This window comes from Thiothrix subterranea, assembly GCF_016772315.1.
GTDB lineage: Bacteria > Pseudomonadota > Gammaproteobacteria > Thiotrichales > Thiotrichaceae > Thiothrix > Thiothrix subterranea.
The window spans coordinates 2,753,915-2,773,348 of record NZ_CP053482.1; the positions used below are offsets into that span (position 1 = coordinate 2,753,915).

Genomic DNA, 19,434 nt, shown 5'->3' on the forward strand with positions numbered 1-19,434 from the left:
CTCTTGTTTGATTATTGAGCCAGTAAAAGATATGTCAGCAATATTGATGCTTATACCCGCTCCTTGTTCGTACACCCTGATAGACTGGATGCTAATCATTTAGTATTTGGGTATGACTTGGAAGGAGAATCTCTTCGAGTAGTGGATTTTTGGGTTAAGAAGATTTGGGAAATGGCGGGGGAGTCATCAAAAAACATTCTAAGTCTTCAAGTTAAACAAAACATTCCTGTGAATATTCGCCCTAAAGATTGGCGTACTCGTGATGCTTCTTTTGGTAATCGGCGACAATTTGTCGAAGCATTGGATGCGGCTCTCAAGAAATTCTATCCTGAACGTTATCACGGTGGTAACTGGTTGAAGCAGGTAGCGACGGGATACCAAGCAAAAACAGGTATCCCGCTATAAAATAATGCTTAAGCAATTAAAGCCAATTGATGATAACAAGGCTGATTTTTAGGTGATACGATAGGAGTCTGAGTGCTGATTTTACCCAAAATACCTTCCAGAATGACGCGCTCCGCAACGGCTTCAACAGTAGCAACAGGCACGGTATTACCAAATAAGTCATGTGCTAAAGTATCAGCCACATTGAGCTGGAAATGATCAGGAAATCCAAACAAGCGGCACTGCTCAACTAAGGTTAATTTTCGTAACCCTTGCGTATCCGGTACGACGATTCTATCAAGATCAGTAGCAACCAAGGTTGGTGTCGTAGTTTTAGGATCAAGCACCTTATTGATTTCATAGCTTAATTTTCCTGCTACAATATTGTAACCTTTTTCTACATCTTGCCGTGGTAGGCGGATTCTTTTGCTTGTGCCATTTTCAGTGACGGTCACAATGTCTTTAGGGTGTTCATATTTTAGGTAATTTTTTTGCACCAAGTCATCTAACAGCGTTTGCAAGTGAGGGTGTTGGTAAAATGTTCTGATTTCATTTGCTGTCAGTGGCATTCCATCCATCCATGTAATGCCTTTAGCAGCCGCCCATTTTTTGTTACGGCGATACAGCAAAATAAGGTTTAGTAGCTCTTTTTGGGCATCACTCACCTCGCCTTTTAAACCAATATCCCAGCTATGAATGTTCTCTTTACCACCACGCTTATCTTTAATGGATTTACCTTGCAATTCATCCAGCTTGAAATGCGAGAGTAATAACTGGGTGAGCTTAGTGTTCATACACGGCTTGTCTGTTTCCAGAACATCCTGTAGTGCAACTATTTTTTGTGGGAAATCGTGTAGATTAATCGTTTGTGTTTTTGTGCCAACGATAAAAATGCGTTTACGTGTTTGTGCTAATCCGAAATGTTTAGCATCCAAGACTCGCCATGTGACGTGGTAATCCAGTAATTGGAGTTTTTCCAGAATAACACTGAGGGTGCGCCCAATGCTGTCAGTATTATTTTCTTTATCATGACCGACTAAGCCTTCTACATTTTCTAGGATAAAGGCGGCGGGACGTTTAGCGTCTAAGATGCGTTCGACTTCAAAAAATAAGGTGCCGCGTGTATCGGCAAAGCCATAACGTTTTCCTGCACAACTGAAGGCTTGACAGGGAAAACCCGCTAACATCACATCAAAATCAGGTATTTCATCGGCTGGAATCTGGGTAATGTCACCGTGAATGCGGCTGTCAGGGAAGTTATCGGTATAGACCTTTACCGCATGGGGTTTTATTTCGGAGGTGAACACACATTCTGAAGTTACGCCTTGTGTAGTGCAAGCTGTTTCAAAGCCAAGCCGAAAACCACCCATACCAGCAAATAGGTCAATAAAACGAAGTTTCTTCACGATGTTCATAGTGACTTTTCCTTGGTTTACGTCTAACTAAGGTGGCTTATGGTAGCATTTTCGGTGTGTCGGTTCCAGCGGTTTTAACGTGCGTAGCTATCAAAGGTATGAATGATACGATGAACATCGACAAGGCGGCACTGGTTTACGGTCAGATGAATGAACCACCCGGCAACCGTCTGCGCGTCGCGTTGACTGGTCTGATGATGAAGGCTTGGATGCTAAGCGGTCACTGAGTTTCGACGAGTCCGCAAAAAACAAAATATCCACCAAGAATGACGGCGTGGCGGTTTCAAACCAATAAGGCAGGAATTCCTTGCCTTTGGAAATAAACAGCAGCACATCAAACGGGTTATAAACACTCTCCCCCAGCCAGTTATAGCCGTTGTACCACGAACGTACCAGCGACATATCCGCGCCTTGCAAATGTTCGCCGAAATGTCGCTCCAACTCGGTTTGGGTATAACCGCACAACGCGCTGTAACGCGGGTCGAGGGTAATATCTTCCAAGTTATTCAAGCCACTGAACAATGATACTTTGGAAAATTTGCTCACCCCCGTGAGGAAAGCAAAGCGGATATGGGCATCGTTGTCTTTGATTACCGAATACAAATTGCGTAAACCATTGCGCATTTCCGCCGCCACGCTGCTGTCGGTGATATTGTCGAGAAGCGGTTTGTCGTATTCATCCACTAAAATAACGACATTGCTTCCATATTTATCCTTAGCATTGCGGATAAGTTCAGTGAAACAACCGGACAGGCTTTTTTCTTCACAGGTAATGCCGAGGCGTTGCTGATTAATGCGTAACAATTCCCCGATTTTTTCGTCCAGTTCCGCTCGATTGGTTAATTGCCCCGAACCAAAGCTGATGGAAATGACAGGGTACTGTACCGCCCAATCCCAATGCGGGTGAATATGTAACCCCCGAAATAATGCCTCATTACCCGCAAATAACTGATGCAAAGTGTCTACCAACAAGGATTTCCCGAAACGGCGCGGGCGTGAGAGAAAGTAATACGAACCCTTATTAAGCAATGTTTGAATGTGAGCGGTTTTATCCACATACACGCAATCATCCGCCATGATTTTTGCTAGAGTGCTGATGCCGATAGGTAATTTTTTCATGTGCAGCGCCTGCCGTGGGTGATAGGGGCATTATAGCGGGTTTTGCGGTTGATCACGCTGCTTAGAAAAAGGCTTTATCTTGTTCCCACATCACATTTTTCTGCTTAGCGATGGCAGCTTTCAGCAATTCTAACAAGGGGTAAGCGCGGACATTGAGGCTGATCACTGGCGCTTCGGCTTCCTCTGTTGGTTGTTTGGCGGGAGATTCCGTTTGTGCTGCTTGTGCTTTTAAGGCAGCTTCGAGGTGTTGCAGCGCTGTTTCTACGTCTTCGGCACGGATGGCGCTGGGAATCGTGCCACTATGCCCCATTAGACGAATCAGGGCTTTCGCATCCTTTTCAAACATGGAAACACTGGCGGCGGCGGGGCTGGTGAAGCGGATCATGGCTTGCTCCTTGTCAAAATCACAAAAGTCATCTGCCAATCATATACCGAAAGCCTGTCACACTGGCAGATTTGTCAGCCACTGACAGGATACCTGTCGTTTTCTGACAGCATTGCCAAGGTAGTGAGTGGGCAGGTGTTTAGCGAAAATCAGCAAATTTATAATTATCAATGGTTTATATTTTTAGTGGGCGTTGGCACAAGGGTTGCAATAGTCCTTTCAGTCAGAACAGCGAAACAACAACAAGTATTTATCAGCAAGCCCCAAGAGGCAGAGAGCAGGCTTAAACATTAATAACAATAACTTGCCTGACCATGCTTCGACTCCTCTAACCCCCGGCTCAATAGCGGGGGTATTTATTTGGGCAACTTTTCTAGTATCCTGCACACCTTAAAACCGTGCCATCCACGCCAGCAGGAATACCATGTATACCCACAACACTTGGAACATTGAAGCCGCCCGTCGCCTATACAGCATCCAGCATTGGGGGGATGGCTATTTCGACATAAATGCCGCTGGCAATGTCGCCATGTGCGTCCCCGGCAACCCAGCGCAGCAAGTCGATTTGCACGCCCTCGCGATGCGCGTCCATAACGAAGACGGAATGCGTTTCCCGCTATTGGTACGTTTCGTCAATGTCTTGCACGATCGGGTGCAACGCTTGCAGGGGGCATTCAACCAAGCGATTGCCGATTGCGGGCAAAGTAGCCAGTACACCGCGATTTACCCCATCAAAGTCAACCAGCAACGCAGCGTGGTGCAGGAAATCCTCAAAGGCGGCGGCACACAAGTCGGCTTGGAAGCAGGCAGCAAACCCGAACTCATGGCAGTGCTCGGTTCAGCGCCGACGGGCAGCACCATTATCTGCAACGGCTACAAAGACCGCGAATACCTGCGCCTCGCCTTGATCGGGCGGCAAATGGGACACCGCATTTTCATCGTGGTGGAAAAACCCTCGGAACTCGCCGAAACACTCGAAGAAGCCACTAAACTTGGCATTGAGCCATTACTCGGCATCCGCACCCGCCTGTATACCCTCGGCAAAGGCAAATGGCAAAACACCGGCGGCGAGAAATCCAAATTCGGGCTTTCCGCCGCACAAGCCTTGCACATGATTGAGCAATTGCAAGCCGCCGGGAAACTCGATTGCCTGCAATTGCTGCACTTTCACATGGGGTCGCAGATTGCCAATATTCAGGACATTCAACGCGGAATGCGCGAAGCCAGCCGTTATTTTGCGGAATTGCATCGCTTGGGGGCCAATATTCGCGTGGTCGATGTCGGCGGCGGGTTGGGCGTGGATTACGACGGCTCCCGTTCGCGCAACGAATGCTCGATCAACTACAGCTTGCAGGAATACGCTAATACCATCGTGCGCAGCGTGCAGGACGTGTGCGAAGAATACGAACTGCCGTTTCCCGATTTCATCTCCGAATCCGGGCGAGGTTTAAGCGCCCATCACGCGGTATTAATCACCAACGTCATCGACACTGACCCCGAACAGCCGGAAGCGCAGCCGACGCTGAGTGAGCCGGATGATGATGACCCGATGATTTTGCACAATCTGTTCCGCTTGTATCACAACCGTAAGCGCTTGCCGCCCTCGGAAATCTACCACGACGCGGCGTATTGGCTGGATGATGCCCACGGCATGTACGCGCACGGTTCGATCGACCTCAACCAGCGGGCTAGGGCGGAAGAATTCCATCGTGCAATTTGCCGCAAATTGCTCAGCCAGCCGGAATTATTTGAAGCCTTAGAGCCAGAAATTCAAACCAGCTTGCAGGAAAAGTTGGCAGATAAGTATTTCTGCAATTTCTCGCTGTTCCAGTCCATGCCGGATGCCTGGGCGATTGAGCAGATTTTCCCGATTATGCCGCTGCACCGCTTGCAGGAAAACCCGGATCGGCGCGTCACCATGCAAGATTTAACTTGCGATTCCGACGGCACGGTGTCGACTTATGTGGAAAGTGGGCGCTTGGCAAGCACGTTGGCGCTGCATTCGTTGCAAAAAGATCAGCCGTATTTGCTGGGCATTTTCATGGTGGGCGCGTATCAGGAAATCCTCGGCGATTTGCATAATCTGTTTGGTGACACCGATTCCATCAACGTGGAATTGTTGCCGGATGGCAGTTACAAGCTATCTGAACCGGAGCGTGGTGACACGATTGATGAGTTGTTGCGCTACGTGCATTTCGAGCCGAAAGATTTGCTGGCGCAATGCCGCCGCAAACTCGCCGCCGCCGTTGACGATTCTGAGCGCCAAAAAATGCTATTGCGTGAAATAGAAGCAGGTTTAATCGGTTATACTTACCTCGAAGATTAATTCGGGGCAAATAGGAAAATCATGGAATACGTATTATTAGGCGTACTGTTGTTAGGCGCGGTGTTGTTTTTGTTGGGTTGGTTGGTCATGGCGGTGCTGTGTTTCCAGCGGCATCCGGTCACGGGATTGCTGGCGTTGATTCCGGTGGTGAATTTGTTGGCCTTGCCTGCGATGTGGCATCGGGTCGGCGGTTGGGTCATTACCAGCTTTATCGGCGTGTTATTGGCAGCGGTAGCCTGGTTTGCGGGGGCGAATCAGCACGTTTATCGCCATGCACATGCGCTGGGGATGAATGTGTCTGCGCCGGTGAGTGCCGAATCGCCAGCGGTGGAAATACCCGCCGCCGCGCCGGTCACGCATACCATCGACATTCCACCCAGTGTGCGTACTGAGCAGCCAGCGGTTGCTGCCGCCGCGCCTGTTGCTGCGCCCGCTCCCGCGCCCAAACCGGCGGATGTGTTGGCAGGGGCGAAAAGTTTACCGGCTAACGCTTTATACCACGTGGTGTTCAAGCCGATTGAGCTGGGTAAATTGTCGGACAATATCGGGCAATACGTGCGCATTACGCAAAAAGACGGGCGCAAGCGTGAAGGCAAGCTTATTACGACTTCTGCAAGTGAGATGGGTTTGGAGGAGCGCTTGGAGGGTGGCACGGTGACGCGCACTTTGAAAACTGCTGACATCCGCGAGGTGGCTGTTATGACACACGAACAAGGCAAGGAGTAACGCCATGCAATGCTACGTTTACCGCAGTCGGCGCAAACAGGGATCTTTTCTGTTCCTGCCGGAAAGGGATAATTTTGAGCGAGTTCCTGAGGTTTTATTGAAGATTTTTGGCGTGCCTGAATTTTCGTTCGAGTTTTTTCTGGATGATGAACGCCAGTTGCAATTTAACATTGCTGTCAGCGAAGTGCGGCGCGTGATGCAGGAGAATGGGTTTTTCTTACAATTGCCGCCGAATGAAGAGACAAGATGGCTCAATTCGTGAACCATGGCAAAGGTAAACCTGCCACTCATATCGGATACTTTTTGCCGATTAACTAATCTCTTGAATGAAAGTCGATGATTGATTTTCGGTGATGGCGCTACCCCATAAAAATTAACGGGGTAGCATTGTTTATAAGCTGCTTTATTAGTACTTGGTTTTGAAATATTTTATAAGTTTATAAGTACCATACCCTAGTGCCGCCGCCGTAACGATAGGGGCTGCTACAGTGAGTGCCGCACCACCTGCAAGGCTGCCACCGCCTATGGCGCTTAGACCCGCAGCAATGCCTGAACCACTTAATCCGACTACTGTACCACTAGCACTGACTGCTGCAATGCAACCGGTAGTACCAACAGTTGCACCAACATACGTTGCTGTTCTGCCTACATTGCGTGCTTCCCGTTCAGTATCATCAAATACAGGGCTGTCTTTTAATACGGTGCTATTAAAACCGTAAGCTACGCCGAGTGCGGGTAAGCTGCTTAATAAACCCAAGCCAGCCGTACTAGCTACTCCAATTGTTCCTGCTGTAGTGGCAAGGGCGACACCACGGGCGGCTACGCCTGTTATGCCAGCTACTGTACCAGTTGCTGCTAATGTTCCGTGATGTACTTGGTTGCTTTCATGAGAATCATTGATACACCATTGACAGAAATGTTCGCAATTGTTGGAGTATACGCAATACAGTTTTTCCCCTAACCGAGAGCGGGCGCGTTCAATGACTGCTTGTCCTCTAAACCGTTGAGTTGTGTAATTTCTTATGGTGAATCCATGTCCACCCGCAAATGCCTCTAAACTGGTTTCTTCTACGGGGCCAGCTTTGAAATCTTCGGCAAGCCCCGAATAATGAATGACCTTTCCATCACCGATATAAATTCCATGATGAAAATAGCCAATGCGTGGAGAAATTAAATGATCGCTTGGTTGTGGGCTGATTTCTATCGTTGTCATATCACACCATTTTATTTAGCTAATGAATTTCTTAAAGCAATGCCTAACTGATGTAGTCTATTACTCACCTCAGTATCAAAAGTTTGTGTACGTAAGTGAATGGGAAGCTCTTGCAGCAGCAATGGGTTGCTGTCTTTCCATTCATTGATGGCTACACCACTCCACGTGCTGTCTTTTTCAAGAAAGTCATCACGCAATTTTGCTAACTCTTGTTCTCGGAATACTTTAAAGCCAGCGGCATCAAAGACACCTTGTAACAAAAAATGTTCTAATGCTTGTAAATCTGATTCAACTTCGAGAATTAATTGATCATATGTTGATAATGTTGCTGCATCATCGCCCTCAAAATTTTCATCAAAAATATCGAGGGCAATATTGGCGAGAAAATTACGGCGGAGTACAAATCTTGTAGCTGTAACGGACGCACCTAATATTTCTGTACGTAAATTAGGATTTGTAAATAATTTAAAGCCATGAGTGGCATAACGCCCAACCCTTTTAAGTGCAGGTTCATCTGTCTTAATGTAATTATCAATAATCCGACTGTCAGCATCTAAGCTGTCAAAAATTGCATTGCGTGCTTCACTACCAACGGGTTTTCGAATGAGTATTTCCACAATAGGTCTAGCGAAGCGCATAAATAGTGTATTAAATGAACGTTCGAGTTTGTCTTTATAGTCTCGTTTATTATTAATTAATCGGCGTTCTACTTCAGTGGTATTCCATAATTCTTTTTTTATATCATCCATTAATGAATGCGCTTCTTCTACTAAGCCTGTGGCCATATTATCAGAGATTATTTCTAAAATTTTGCGAGTTTCTTGGTAAAGCGCCTCACGCCATGCAAAATTGCTTTGTGTTGCATCAAAAACAGGTATGCTATTTTTATTAAAGATAATTTGACGTTCATCAGGTTGTCGTGATGGTATCGTCTCCATTCGTTGTTGTATACTTTGCTTATAAGTACCCAAGAATTTTTCGAAAATATCGTTACTTTTATCGTCAATATAAGCCTTTGTGATCTTATTGACATCGCCCTGCGTTTTTTTCCAACGAGCTTTCCACCAATCTTGAAAATCAACGGTATTATCTTGTTCTTGTCGACGTTTAGCCTGCTCAGGATCTTCAGGATAATGTTGACCTACGGCTTTGTATATATCTTGAGAAGTATTAACAATATCAGTAATGATGCTATTGCAACGTTTTTCTAATAAGATTGTTCGTTCTGAGTCTAAATAGTTCTTTATGTTGTTTTTTAACTCAGTAATCCCTGTGGCTTGTTTTAGCTTTTCAATGTCATTTGCGTTAATATTGGTTAGCTGCGCCATCTTCTCACGTACTTGTTCAGATGTTCCAATCTTAGGAATATCAAAATCATTCAGAACTAAATGAGCGCCAGCAGAACCACGAATAATCCGTTTGGCTGGAATGCCTTCTGCCTCCCATATTTTTAAAAGTTTCTGCCAATCTTCGTTAAGTACTTTGAGTGAGGGTTGTAGATCAATTTGTCCCCAGAAAACAAATAATTTATCAGCTAGTTTTAAATAGGGATCTCCACTTTCTCCAAAGCGAATTAAATCTTGCTCATAAGCTTTAAGGCTGATGTCGCGTCTTTGTACTAAAATAATAGCATCACAATCGGACAGCATTTCCTTAGATTCTTCAATATGTTTGGATAAGCCAGAGTCTAATCCTGGAACATCATAAAAGACAACGCCATCTATTGCCGCTAGTTTGCTGGTATATAAACGTGCTTCACGCATCGCATGAGCATAGCGTTCATCGGCTACATATTTTTTCAGCGTTGGTTTTAATTCTGTGAAATCAGTAAAACGAAAAGATTGTTTTCCCTCCTCAAGAACTTCTTGTAGTGTTTTTTGATGAGTTTCAATAACATCTAGATCATTTTTAGCTTTTTGAGCTGCACTTTTGTCAAGACTCTCTGCTTGTTCGATCAGCTCGTCTTTGTAATGATTAAAATCACTTATGATTTTTGGTTCAGTTTCAAAGCGCTGTTCTGAGTCATCTTTCACTGAATATATTTGTGTGGTTGTGAATGTACAACGTTCTGTGTTAGCAGGTAGTAAATCGTATTCTAGCCATGCATTAATAAAAGTACTTTTCCCAGCTTTTTCTAGTCCGACAACAGCAATACGAAATTCATTTTTTTCTAAACGTATTTTTTGCTTTTCGGCAATTTTACCTGCTTTTTTTAAATTATCAATTTGTTCTTGTTTGACCCCTGCTTGTTGTGCTTGTGGTAAATTTGATAAATGCAAAGCATGGCGTTGCAGATCAATAGCAGAACTTAATTTGGCAGCATAAAGTTGCGATGTTGTTTTCCAATCTAAATTTTTCATCATTTTTCCTTATTATAACGTTCTGATAAAATTGTATTTTTCGACTACACTGATGGATGTTAGTTTTTTAGCACAAATAATGCTGTTAAAATCAGAAATAATGCTTTCTTTCAACTGAATTTTATTTTTTTGATGAATGCTATTGTTTTTTGGAGTGAAAATATGTATTAATAAGTTATCTTCAGAGTTGTAATTGACTTCATCTGAGCTACTTTCAGTAAGCTCTCTTAATGTTTCTTTTTTGTTAGTTGTGAGGAAAAAACGACTTTCATCGATAAGCTGTTTTATTAATTTCACATGAAGTTTATTAGAAGATACGTGATCTTGAAATGGAGCAAAGTTTCGTGCAGTAATAATTAGCAATATGGATGTACCAGTTTTTTTTCTATTTTTTGCATTCATTATGCAAACCCATAAAGGTATAGTAATAAACCCAGCGGCAACGATAAGCAATTTAGATTCCATGAGTTTATTTTCTCTTTAGTTCTTGTAATTGTTGTAGTGATTTGCTCATTTCTATAACCATATCACTAATGGATTCCCAAGTATCACTGTCTTTTCGGTAAATACTATCATGCTCTTGATATTTGCTATTAACCTTACTGTGAAAGTCACTAAGTAACCCACGAAGACGATCTTGAATCTTTCTTTCAATTTCTGAAAAATATTCTTTTGCCATTCTAATGGTAAAACGAAGTGTTTCACTTTCTGCTTTTTTTATTTCAGATTGCCAATCATTGTATATTTCATAGATTGATGGTATTTCAATATGTGTTACATCACGTGTTGATAGAAATAATCTCCACGGATCAAGCTCGATTTCTTTTCTAAGATTTATATTTATTGCAAAAATAAGATCCAGACTGTTCTTAATATTTTTTGTTGTTAGTATTGACTCTGGAATGTTTAATCCAAAATCTGGTTTCTTTTGACGCAGTTCATTATTTATGTGATAAATAAATTCTTCCATAGCTTTTTCTAGTGATTCACGTAGACGATGATTCTCACGCTCAATGCGCTCAAGCCATATTGCTGATAATATGTTAGATAAATCGTTTGAAAAATCGGCAAGCGATTGTTTTAATGATTCAAATGTGGTTTTCTCACTATCTGTTGTCGCTTTTTCATTAATTCCAGCTTCAGCATATATTGTGGTATAACCATTTCCTATTAAATTGTTACAAATAACGGCTAGTTGATTTTGATGTTTTAGTGAGAGATATTCGGCTTTTGTACCAAAGAAATTAACCCGCCCGCTACGCAAAGATTGGATAACACCATCTAATGTTCCTGATAACCACTTACTAACTTCTTCTGGTGTTGTATAAAGTGGCGCTAATATTGAGGTTTCCTTGAGTTTTTTAAAGAACTCGCTTTGTGTAGCTAGTTCTTCGATTTTCTGGTTTACTGTTGCTGAATTAATATTAGAGCTGTTTAGTAAATGATGGCAAAGTTGATTGGCTTCATCACTAGCGTAACGAATAAACTCCTCGATATATTTATAATCAGTATCGATTGATTTTTCTGCTTCTTCGTATTCAACAGTCAGGCGATTTTTTACCGCTTTACATTCATTAAGGTATTTGTTAGTTATATCGGATGCTATATCTTCAAAAGCTATAAAAATAGGTGGTATTATAATGTTGGAAAAGTTACATTTTATGTGGTTGTCTAATTGAACAAAGAACTCTCCTGCATAACTATTTTTCCATACAGCTTCTTGTACTTGTTGATAGTCCCATTCATTCCAATCGTTAGTATTACTTGTTAGTTCGTGTGAAATGGCTTTTGGAATTAAACGATTAAAATCAAGATATACTTGCTCGGCTATGCCTGCTTTAATGCTTTCTTCTTGATTTTTAAGTTGCCATGCTAATAGCGCTGGTAAACTAGATAATTTGCTATAAACTAGATTCTGAATTGCTTTGTTGTATTCGGGAAGCTCTTTTGTAATGAGTGTGTTAATTTCATTAATGGTTTCTTCCACTACTTCATTTTGACGTTTTATACCATCTCGTTGCTTTAAATAAATATCAATGCGATTGAGTACAAATAACATCCTGCTTGGTGAACCACCCATAAGCTTTACTTGCTGTAATACATCTTCCACTAACTCTTGGCATAAACTCTCATCGGTTTCTTCCATATTGTAAGTGACTAAGGATAATGCATCTCGACAATTTTCTTTAATGACATCACTATTGAGATTGTCAGTTAGGTTACGTTTTCCAGGTAAATCAATTATTTGAAATGCTGTCTCGCTTGGTAAGTGCTGAGTACTCAGCAGCTTGTTATCAGGTAAAAAGCAAGCAATTGGATAGGAAATTTCAATTTGTGGGCTGCTGGGCGGATTTAGTGGCGATAATTTAGCCTTATTGAATTTTTTCATGATTTTATTAATTCTATCATGAATTTCTTTGTTACTTGGATTATCCCATGTCCCACATTCCCATTGGGCAGCAGATGTTTCTTTGACTATTAAGCACCGTTTTCCAGTAGGAGAGTGTTTTATCGTAACGATACCAGCGCTTAACTCTTGAGCATCACTTGGTATGAGTTCTGCACCACATAATAAATTCACTAAGGTACTTTTACCGCTGCTAGTTGTTCCTGCGGTAGCCAATGTCAGTGTGGGATTCCGTAGTTTATCTTGTAATGTGCTTAATGCTGCAATGAAACGGGTGCTATCCATGCTGAATTCATCCTGATTATATGAATTCAGCGTAACCATTTGTTGGGAAATTTCACTCCATAAATGGTGCATTTTTTCGGCTAAATCTTGTGCTCGTTTTAAGTCACCGATGCTTGAGTTAGTAACTAATTGATTAGGCGTATTTTTTTGCATGAACATGGAGGCGTACCTTTGATTCCGTATGGATTCGTTGTTGTTAGAATAATCACCTGACAGAACGGTAGTCTGATCTCTAAAGTTCTCTTTAGAGGGTAATCAAATTTACCCTGTCTTTTGTCGCTAATCCATCACCGTTTGTCAGATGGTTGTGATTACTAAAATGAGGTGATTTCACGTTCTAAGAAATATAGGTAATTTATTCTTGTGTTTGTCATGTGCACAGTATTCATTTTTGTGTTTGCTTAAAGTTATCCACAAATGCCGGTTCGCAAACAAGAGGCGATTATCAGAGCCACTGTAGAAAATGATGCGCCTATTTTTCTAAATAAAAAGATACAAATACCAATTTTTGTCTATACTTATGTTTATGAGTAAAGCAGCTAACACCGCATCAGCCAGCCCTAAACAAGTTCACCTTGCCCTTGAGACGTTGGGGGCAGATTTACGTATTGCACGTTTGCGGCGGGGCGAGTCGTTGCGTTCGTGGGCGGTACGGGTGGGTGTTTCTGTGCCTACGTTGCAGCGTATGGAGGCGGGTGATCCGTCGGTTGGGGTGTCGGTGTATGTGATGGCGCTTTGGTTGGTCGGGAAGATTCAGCATGTTGCAAATCTGGCAGACCCGGCAAGCGATGAGCAGGCGCTGGCTATCGAGTTGGCGAAACTGCCGAAGGGACGTTCATGAGTACGCAGAAAATGCTACCGGGTAATGAATTAGCGGTTTGGAGTTTGACTGACCCGCAGACTCCCGTGCGGGTGGGTACGGCATCGCTGGCATTGGGCGGGCGAGGCGTGGCGTTTGTCTACGAGCGTAGTTGGTTGGCAAATGGCTACCCGTTGTCGGGCGATATGCCGTTGCAACGCGCTGTACTGACACCCACGGTACGTGATCGGCTGTTTGGCGCGTTGGATGATGCGATGCCTGACCGTTGGGGCGAGCGGGCAATCCGTTTCATTGATAATCCGCCACGAGCAACGGCTTTGGACTTCTTGTATTACGCGGGTGATCACCGTTTCGGGGCATTGGGGTTTTCTGTTGAGCAATCCCGCTATTTGCCTCATCGGGGCGAGCCATTGCCGAGTGCTGATTCGATTCACGCTTTGCAGGCATTGATTGAGCGGATTGATGCGAATGAACCACTGACCGAGCAGGAAAAGCTGATTGCGGGAACGACCAAAACGATGGGCGGGGCGCACCCCAAAGCCTTGGTGACGATGGCGGGCAAGGATTGGATTGCCAAATTCCCGCGTGGGGCTAATATTGACCTTGGGTTGATTGAACATGCGTCGTTGAGATTGGCGGCGCAAGCGGGTATTACTGTGGCGCATTCGGTGGCATTGCCCGGACTTTTTGGGCATGTGGTGGCGGTTGAACGCTTTGACCGACGAGCAAACCAGCGTTTGCGTACCCTTTCTGCCAAAACGGTGTTGTTGGCGGGGGTGGGGTTTGGTGCGCCGTTGGATGAATTGAGCTATGGGGCAATGGCATCGTTTGTGTTGCAAGCGGGGGCGGCGGATGTGCAAGCACAGCAACGGGCAGAGTTGTTTCGGCGGATGGCGTTCAATATCCTGATTGAGAATTCTGACGATCACGAAAAGAATCATGCGTTTCTGTTTGATGCGGGATTTTGGTCGCTTGCGCCTGCCTTCGATGTATTGCCGAATACGTCAAACGCGGGTTATCAGCAGATGGGGGTTGGTCAGCAGGGGGCGCTGGGAACATTGGGCAATGCGCTGTCGGAATGCAGCTTGTTTGGGTTGAGCCGTGAGCAGGCGATTGAAGAGTGGTTCAAGGTGGCGGATGTGGTTGCGGAATGGGATCAGGTTTTCGCGAGTCTTGGGGTGTCGGGTAAAGATATTGGGTATTTGCGGACATTCATTGATCAGCCGGAGCGTAAAGCGATGCGGTTACGTTAATGTTCTTGTTCTTTGCAAGCAGGCAACATAGACTAGTCATGTAACTGGTCATTTAGAGGTGTTGTTATGCAAACGTGGGCTGTTCAAGATGCTAAGGCTCGGTTTAGTGAGTTTTTGGATGCGTGTCTCGCACAAGGGCCGCAAGTCGTTACACGGCGTGGTGCTGAAGCTGCGGTGCTTGTCCCAGTTGATGTGTGGCGCAGACTCCAAGCGGCGGCAAAACCATCATTGAAAGATTTATTGTTGTCTGATCAGGGGCGGGGTGATCTGGTGTTGCCGGAACGGGGGCAGGCGCGGAGAAGACGTGTGCAAGAGGTTCTGTAAATCATGTATTTATTGGATACCAATGTTGTCTCTGAATTACGGCGGCAGAAACCGCATGGGGCAGTTGTTGCATGGCTTCAGTCGGTCGATGATAAAGATTTATACCTCTCGTCGGTGACATTAGCCGAAATTCAAGCGGGTATAGAAATCACACGGGATCAGAATGCCCAACGTGCTATTGAATTGGAAGAATGGCTGGATGCCGTCGCGACCACCTATAATATCTTAACGTTGGATGGAGCGGCTTTTCGTACTTGGGCAAAGCTGATGCATAAAAAATCTGACACCTTGTATGAGGATGCAATGATTGCAGCTATTGCCAAAGTCAATAAGCTGGTGCTGGTTACTAGGAATGTCACTGATTTTGAATCTTTTTATGTGCCGTTATTGAATCCATTTGAGTACAAAATTTAATGAGGGTGTAGAAAAACCTAAGTCTCTCTCGAAAAATCTCAAAAGTGGCATGATGTACGTAAATCTTTGAACATTTTTCACTAAAAAAACCTCAAAGATTTACATAGAAATTGCATGTTTGTTTTTCGTTCAATTTCTAAAAATCGAAAAAGTGGTTTGGCGGTCTTTCTATAGCATTAATGTCAATATAATGGGGGTGGGCGGGGAGTAGATTGGGTAAAATCGCGGGCTGTCACCGCGTCCGTCGTCGATATTCTCATTAGCTATTTATTAAATTTTGTTGATCATTTAGAACAAGAGTCATTTCTTTGTTTTTTTCAAATATCGAAAGAATCTCTTCTTCACTAAAAAAATCTTTGTATGATCTATCGCCTTTAGACCTATTACAAGTCTGGCAAAGTGGAATTGCATTATTTACCCGATAGCCATCCTTGTTAATCAATATAAAATTACCGCCTTCATTCTTACTTAAGATAAAGTGATCTAAATCAAATCCATTATCTATACTTCCACACTTGGCGCATTTATTATTAAATAAATTTAGCAATTGCAATGAATACTTTTTGCGATATTCGTTTTCTATTTTGTTTCCACGCTTATAATCTTCTTTCTTAATTATGTAATCGGCTCTTTCATCACTAATAGCAACTTGGTTAAGCTTTTTAAGATAATTCTCGTGATTAATTTTATCTAATTCTTTTTGTTTGTTTCTTTGGTTTAACCACCATGTCAATAAGATACCAATAAAACCACACGCTATAATAATGACCACAGGGTTCTTGTTATATGTCTCCTCTAGGAAATTTATTGTTTGAATAATAAGAAATATAACACCAAGAACGACGCCAACAACAATCAATGACTGCGTGTCATCTGAAGATTTTTTGGTTCTTTTGGGAGGCTCTCCAACTAGACTTCCTAAAAGTCCTAACGCAATCCTTGAACCTATTGTATAGGATGGTTTTTGAGTTTTGCCTTTTCTGCTCATGATTTTTTACAAATTTTTTAGTTGAGGTTAACAAGTACTTTATGAGAAAAACCAAAATGACTCATTTTTCTTTTTTCTCTTTTTATCCCCAGCTTTTTGTGTGGATGTTCTAGTACTCCCTTTGTTACTGCGTTTATCGTAACTGCCGTCTTTTTTCTTTTTTTTGTTGTCAAATAAATCATCAAAAAAGCCCATTTCAATTTCTCCTTAAATCTGAATTTATCTTTGGAAGATATAGCCAACTTATCTTTAGTAGATTTTTATCTCAGTGATAAGTGTCATATTGCGCTAACGGTTTCTTTAGGCGGCGTTCAGAAATATCAGCATGGACAGCCTACGTTCAATCGGTGAACACCCTTCGCCCATTTGGTTCGCCAAGTCTCTCGTACAGCCTGAAATTGTCATAGCCTTCACTCCTTAAAGAATGTCCCCCAATGAATCCCATCTTAACAAATCTCGTGTAGCCAAAAAGTGATCACTATCACAAGGAACGCTTTTAACTCCTGAAAATCCTCAAAATGATCATCAATCAAAAATTTCATTATGCCGTCCCCCTAATCCGCTGCAAATTGCAATTCCAGCGCCCCTGTTCCACACTGCCCATTCCACAAACCACCATCAAGACCCCATGAAATTCGACATCCTCTCCCAACAAAATCTGTACCAAGGCTTTTTCCGCGTGGATGCCTACGAATTCCGCCACGAGCTGTTTGCAGGCGGTTGGTCGGGGACAGTCAGGCGGGAAATTTTCGAGCGCCGCAATGCCGTTGCCGTGCTGTTGCACGATCCCGTCGCTGATACGCTATTGGTGATCGAGCAATTCCGCCCCGGTGCTGCCTTGCGGGATGCGCAAGGCGCGTGGATGGTCGAAATCGTCGCAGGCATCGTCGAAGACGGTGAAAGCAATGCAGACGTGGCACGCCGCGAAGCCCAAGAAGAAGCCGGTTGCACCATCGACACGCTGGAACACATCATCGACTTTTACCCCAGCGCAGGCGGCTCCACCGAAATCGTCAGCCTGTATTACGCCCCCGTCGATTTATCCGCCGTACCCATCGGCATCCACGGCTTGCCACACGAACACGAAGACATTCGCGTATCGGTCATCCCGCGCCACACCGCGCTGGCATGGCTCAAAGCCGGTAAAATCCAAGCATCTCTAGCCATTATTGCCCTGCAATGGCTCGCATTGGAAAAACCACCCCGTTAATGCGCTTGTTGGCGCGATTGATTCTATGCAAAAATGAAGTACTACTTCAGATTTGCAGGGTGCGTCATGATTCAACGCCACATACTTCCCATTTTATTGGCGCGTGCTGCCCAATGGCCCGTCGTGACGGTCACGGGGCCACGGCAATCCGGCAAAACCACGTTGTGTCGGGAAGCCTTTCCCAACAAGCCTTACACCAATCTGGAACGCCCCGATACCCGCGATTTTGCCCGCACTGATCCACGCGGTTTCCTGAGCCAATTCCCCGATGGGGCGGTGATTGATGAAATTCAGCGCGTCCCCGACTTGCTGTCATGGATTCAAGTATTGGTGGATGAAAAGAATACAGCAGGGCAATTCATCCTCACAGGCAGCCACCAGTTTGAACTCAGCCGCCACATCTCGCAGTCATTAGCGGGGCGTACTGCCTTGCTGAAATTGTTGCCGCTGTCGATTGCCGAATTGTTACCAATTGTGGAAAAACCAACACTGGATAGTTTTTTGTACCAAGGCGGTTATCCGCGCATTCATGCCCAACAACTAGACCCTGCTGTGGCGTTGGGTGATTACTTTGAAACCTATGTGCAGCGCGATTTGCGTGAATTGGTGCAGTTACGCAACCTCCATCTGTTTGAAAAATTTGTGCGCCTAGTCGCGGGGCGCGTCGGGCAATTGGTGAATATGCAAAGCCTCGCAGCGGATGTCGGCGTATCAGGTAACACCGTGCAAGAATGGCTCACCTTATTGGAAGCTTCCTACATCGTGTTTCGCCTGCCGCCGTGGTTTAGCAATGGCAGCAAACGCCTGATCAAATCGCCCAAGCTCTATTTTTACGATGTGGGGCTTGCCGCCTGGCTAATCGGGATTACCCAGCCAGCGTATTTGCCGACACACCCGCTGCGGGGCAACTTGTTTGAAAACCTCGTGGTGCTGGAAGTGCTAAAAACGTTGCATAACGCAGGTGCAAAACCCAACCTGTCTTTCTACCGCGATGCCAACCACAACGAAGCCGATTTGCTGCTGGAAACCGGCGATAAATTGCAACTGCTCGAAATCAAGTCCGCGCAAACGGTTGCCAGTGACGCCATGCAAGCCGCGACACGGGTAAAAACTGCCTTGGGTGAACGAATTGCAGGTATGACATTGGTGTACGGCGGGGCGGAAGCGCAACGGCGCAGTGCGTTTACGGTATTGCCGTATACGCAGGTGCAGGCGTGGCTGGTACAATCGCTCGTATTGGAAAAACCACCCCTAGGATGCCATTCATGACCGTCAAAGCCTTTGAAAACCACACCCCAACGCTGCACCCGACCGCCTACGTCGACCCGATGGCGTATGTCAGCGGGCAAACCACCCTAGGCGAAGGTTCGTCGGTGTGGCCGATGGCGGTAGTGCGCGGCGACATCAACCACATTCGCATTGGCAACTTGACCAATGTGCAAGACGGCGCGGTGCTGCATGTCACGCATGGCGGCCCGTATTCCTCGCCCGACGGTCGCCCGCTGCTGATTGGCGATGAAGTCACAATCGGTCACAAAGCCGTGTTACACGCCTGCACCATCGGCAACCGCTGTTTGGTGGGGATGAGCGCTATCGTGCTGGATGGCGCAGTGGTCGAAGACGAGGTAATGATCGGCGCAGGCAGTCTGGTTCCGCCGGGCAAGCGTTTGGAAAGCGGCTATTTGTACGTCGGCAATCCGGTCAAACAGTCGCGGGCGCTGACCGAAAAAGAGCGGGCGTATTTCAGCTATTCAGCCAATTACTATGCAAAGTTAGCGCTAAGAACGGCTGCTTCGGAGTGAAAA

At 44.8% G+C, this 19,434-nt stretch carries 20 protein-coding genes and 1 pseudogene; 12 read left to right on the plus strand and 9 right to left on the minus strand.

Annotation, left to right across the window (positions count from 1 at the left end; translation table 11 throughout):
- The first annotated feature begins 42 nt into the window (after window positions 1–42).
- Entirely contained in the window at window positions 43–405 is a 363-nt protein-coding gene (locus tag HMY34_RS13690; RefSeq protein ID WP_228288053.1) for an NgoBV family restriction endonuclease, read from the plus strand.
- An 8-nt stretch (window positions 406–413) separates the two neighbouring features.
- On the opposite strand, the gene dcm is transcribed toward HMY34_RS13690, so the two are convergent.
- The 3 genes and pseudogenes from dcm to HMY34_RS13705 all read right to left on the minus strand — a co-directional run bounded on the left by dcm (window position 414) and on the right by HMY34_RS13705 (window position 3,303).
- Complete coding sequence (gene dcm / locus HMY34_RS13695; RefSeq protein ID WP_202716028.1) at window positions 414–1,799, minus strand: DNA (cytosine-5-)-methyltransferase; 1,386 nt, start codon at window positions 1,797–1,799, stop codon at window positions 414–416.
- A 528-nt stretch (window positions 1,800–2,327) separates the two neighbouring features.
- Window positions 2,328–2,918 (minus strand): annotated as a pseudogene (locus HMY34_RS13700) (AAA family ATPase); the annotation flags it as partial.
- A 61-nt stretch (window positions 2,919–2,979) separates the two neighbouring features.
- A complete protein-coding gene (locus HMY34_RS13705) occupies window positions 2,980–3,303 on the minus strand; it encodes a DUF1840 domain-containing protein (protein WP_202716029.1) in 324 nt (107 codons plus the stop codon).
- 3 nt (window positions 3,304–3,306) lie between these two features.
- Here HMY34_RS13705 and HMY34_RS13710 point away from each other — a divergent pair, with 3 nt between their 5' ends.
- The 4 genes from HMY34_RS13710 to HMY34_RS13725 all read left to right on the plus strand — a co-directional run bounded on the left by HMY34_RS13710 (window position 3,307) and on the right by HMY34_RS13725 (window position 6,617).
- Window positions 3,307–3,597, plus strand: a complete 291-nt coding sequence (locus HMY34_RS13710) for a hypothetical protein (protein WP_202716030.1) — start codon at window positions 3,307–3,309, stop codon at window positions 3,595–3,597.
- A 130-nt stretch (window positions 3,598–3,727) separates the two neighbouring features.
- Window positions 3,728–5,629: a biosynthetic arginine decarboxylase gene (gene speA / locus HMY34_RS13715; protein ID WP_202716031.1), complete on the plus strand. Its 1,902-nt coding sequence runs from the start codon at window positions 3,728–3,730 to the stop codon at window positions 5,627–5,629.
- 21 nt (window positions 5,630–5,650) lie between these two features.
- Entirely contained in the window at window positions 5,651–6,355 is a 705-nt protein-coding gene (locus tag HMY34_RS13720; RefSeq protein WP_202716032.1) for an LSm family protein, read from the plus strand.
- Between the two features lie 4 nt (window positions 6,356–6,359).
- Window positions 6,360–6,617, plus strand: a complete 258-nt coding sequence (locus HMY34_RS13725) for a YcgL domain-containing protein (RefSeq protein ID WP_202716033.1) — start codon at window positions 6,360–6,362, stop codon at window positions 6,615–6,617.
- Window positions 6,618–6,761: 144 nt separating this feature from the next.
- Here the strand turns inward: HMY34_RS13725 and HMY34_RS13730 are convergent, their stop codons facing one another.
- From HMY34_RS13730 to HMY34_RS13745, 4 genes are read right to left on the minus strand one after another with little or no spacing between them, the layout of a single operon-like run.
- Window positions 6,762–7,568: a lecithin retinol acyltransferase family protein gene (locus HMY34_RS13730; RefSeq protein WP_202716034.1), complete on the minus strand. Its 807-nt coding sequence runs from the start codon at window positions 7,566–7,568 to the stop codon at window positions 6,762–6,764.
- Window positions 7,569–7,579: 11 nt separating this feature from the next.
- Window positions 7,580–9,928 carry a dynamin family protein gene (locus HMY34_RS13735; RefSeq protein WP_202716035.1) on the minus strand — a complete coding sequence of 783 codons (2,349 nt, stop codon included), beginning with the start codon at window positions 9,926–9,928 and terminating at the stop codon, window positions 7,580–7,582.
- 12 nt (window positions 9,929–9,940) lie between these two features.
- Window positions 9,941–10,393, minus strand: a complete 453-nt coding sequence (locus HMY34_RS13740; protein ID WP_202716036.1) for a hypothetical protein — start codon at window positions 10,391–10,393, stop codon at window positions 9,941–9,943.
- Window positions 10,394–10,397: 4 nt separating this feature from the next.
- A complete protein-coding gene (locus tag HMY34_RS13745; protein WP_202716037.1) occupies window positions 10,398–12,779 on the minus strand; it encodes a dynamin family protein in 2,382 nt (793 codons plus the stop codon).
- A gap of 367 nt (window positions 12,780–13,146) precedes the next feature.
- Here HMY34_RS13745 and HMY34_RS13750 point away from each other — a divergent pair, with 367 nt between their 5' ends.
- The 4 genes from HMY34_RS13750 (at window position 13,147) to HMY34_RS13765 (ending at window position 15,431) form a co-directional block, all read left to right on the plus strand.
- Window positions 13,147–13,461 carry a helix-turn-helix domain-containing protein gene (locus HMY34_RS13750; protein ID WP_202716038.1) on the plus strand — a complete coding sequence of 105 codons (315 nt, stop codon included), beginning with the start codon at window positions 13,147–13,149 and terminating at the stop codon, window positions 13,459–13,461.
- Window positions 13,458–14,693 (plus strand): type II toxin-antitoxin system HipA family toxin, encoded by a 1,236-nt coding sequence (locus HMY34_RS13755; protein WP_202716039.1) that lies wholly within the window; start codon window positions 13,458–13,460, stop codon window positions 14,691–14,693. The genes HMY34_RS13750 and HMY34_RS13755 overlap by 4 nt, the downstream gene beginning before the upstream one ends.
- Before the next feature lie 66 nt (window positions 14,694–14,759).
- On the plus strand, window positions 14,760–15,017 hold the full coding sequence (locus tag HMY34_RS13760; protein WP_202716040.1) for a type II toxin-antitoxin system Phd/YefM family antitoxin: 258 nt from the start codon (window positions 14,760–14,762) through the stop codon (window positions 15,015–15,017).
- Between the two features lie 3 nt (window positions 15,018–15,020).
- On the plus strand, window positions 15,021–15,431 hold the full coding sequence (locus tag HMY34_RS13765; protein ID WP_202716041.1) for a type II toxin-antitoxin system VapC family toxin: 411 nt from the start codon (window positions 15,021–15,023) through the stop codon (window positions 15,429–15,431).
- A gap of 259 nt (window positions 15,432–15,690) precedes the next feature.
- Here the strand turns inward: HMY34_RS13765 and HMY34_RS13770 are convergent, their stop codons facing one another.
- Window positions 15,691–16,419: an HNH endonuclease gene (locus tag HMY34_RS13770; protein ID WP_202716042.1), complete on the minus strand. Its 729-nt coding sequence runs from the start codon at window positions 16,417–16,419 to the stop codon at window positions 15,691–15,693.
- Between the two features lie 39 nt (window positions 16,420–16,458).
- Entirely contained in the window at window positions 16,459–16,614 is a 156-nt protein-coding gene (locus HMY34_RS13775; protein ID WP_202716043.1) for a hypothetical protein, read from the minus strand.
- Between the two features lie 433 nt (window positions 16,615–17,047).
- Here HMY34_RS13775 and HMY34_RS13780 point away from each other — a divergent pair, with 433 nt between their 5' ends.
- The 3 genes from HMY34_RS13780 to HMY34_RS13790 all read left to right on the plus strand — a co-directional run bounded on the left by HMY34_RS13780 (window position 17,048) and on the right by HMY34_RS13790 (window position 19,431).
- Window positions 17,048–17,629: an NUDIX domain-containing protein gene (locus HMY34_RS13780; RefSeq protein ID WP_202716044.1), complete on the plus strand. Its 582-nt coding sequence runs from the start codon at window positions 17,048–17,050 to the stop codon at window positions 17,627–17,629.
- Between the two features lie 66 nt (window positions 17,630–17,695).
- Complete coding sequence (locus HMY34_RS13785) at window positions 17,696–18,898, plus strand: ATP-binding protein (protein ID WP_228287862.1); 1,203 nt, start codon at window positions 17,696–17,698, stop codon at window positions 18,896–18,898.
- A complete protein-coding gene (locus tag HMY34_RS13790; RefSeq protein WP_202716046.1) occupies window positions 18,895–19,431 on the plus strand; it encodes a gamma carbonic anhydrase family protein in 537 nt (178 codons plus the stop codon). Before HMY34_RS13785 ends, HMY34_RS13790 begins: the two co-directional genes overlap by 4 nt.
- The last annotated feature ends 3 nt before the right edge of the window (window positions 19,432–19,434 follow it).

Coding starts and splice junctions, on each gene's coding strand:
- dcm (WP_202716028.1), bottom strand. CDS start 1,799: ATGAACATCGTGAAGAAACTTCGTTTTATTGACCTATTTGCTGGTATG.
- HMY34_RS13705 (WP_202716029.1), bottom strand. CDS start 3,303: ATGATCCGCTTCACCAGCCCCGCCGCCGCCAGTGTTTCCATGTTTGAA.
- speA (WP_202716031.1), top strand. CDS start 3,728: ATGTATACCCACAACACTTGGAACATTGAAGCCGCCCGTCGCCTATAC.
- HMY34_RS13720 (WP_202716032.1), top strand. CDS start 5,651: ATGGAATACGTATTATTAGGCGTACTGTTGTTAGGCGCGGTGTTGTTT.
- HMY34_RS13725 (WP_202716033.1), top strand. CDS start 6,360: ATGCAATGCTACGTTTACCGCAGTCGGCGCAAACAGGGATCTTTTCTG.
- HMY34_RS13730 (WP_202716034.1), bottom strand. CDS start 7,568: ATGACAACGATAGAAATCAGCCCACAACCAAGCGATCATTTAATTTCT.
- HMY34_RS13735 (WP_202716035.1), bottom strand. CDS start 9,928: ATGAAAAATTTAGATTGGAAAACAACATCGCAACTTTATGCTGCCAAA.
- HMY34_RS13740 (WP_202716036.1), bottom strand. CDS start 10,393: ATGGAATCTAAATTGCTTATCGTTGCCGCTGGGTTTATTACTATACCT.
- HMY34_RS13745 (WP_202716037.1), bottom strand. CDS start 12,779: ATGTTCATGCAAAAAAATACGCCTAATCAATTAGTTACTAACTCAAGC.
- HMY34_RS13750 (WP_202716038.1), top strand. CDS start 13,147: ATGAGTAAAGCAGCTAACACCGCATCAGCCAGCCCTAAACAAGTTCAC.
- HMY34_RS13755 (WP_202716039.1), top strand. CDS start 13,458: ATGAGTACGCAGAAAATGCTACCGGGTAATGAATTAGCGGTTTGGAGT.
- HMY34_RS13760 (WP_202716040.1), top strand. CDS start 14,760: ATGCAAACGTGGGCTGTTCAAGATGCTAAGGCTCGGTTTAGTGAGTTT.
- HMY34_RS13765 (WP_202716041.1), top strand. CDS start 15,021: ATGTATTTATTGGATACCAATGTTGTCTCTGAATTACGGCGGCAGAAA.
- HMY34_RS13770 (WP_202716042.1), bottom strand. CDS start 16,419: ATGAGCAGAAAAGGCAAAACTCAAAAACCATCCTATACAATAGGTTCA.
- HMY34_RS13775 (WP_202716043.1), bottom strand. CDS start 16,614: ATGGGCTTTTTTGATGATTTATTTGACAACAAAAAAAAGAAAAAAGAC.
- HMY34_RS13780 (WP_202716044.1), top strand. CDS start 17,048: ATGAAATTCGACATCCTCTCCCAACAAAATCTGTACCAAGGCTTTTTC.
- HMY34_RS13785 (WP_228287862.1), top strand. CDS start 17,696: ATGATTCAACGCCACATACTTCCCATTTTATTGGCGCGTGCTGCCCAA.
- HMY34_RS13790 (WP_202716046.1), top strand. CDS start 18,895: ATGACCGTCAAAGCCTTTGAAAACCACACCCCAACGCTGCACCCGACC.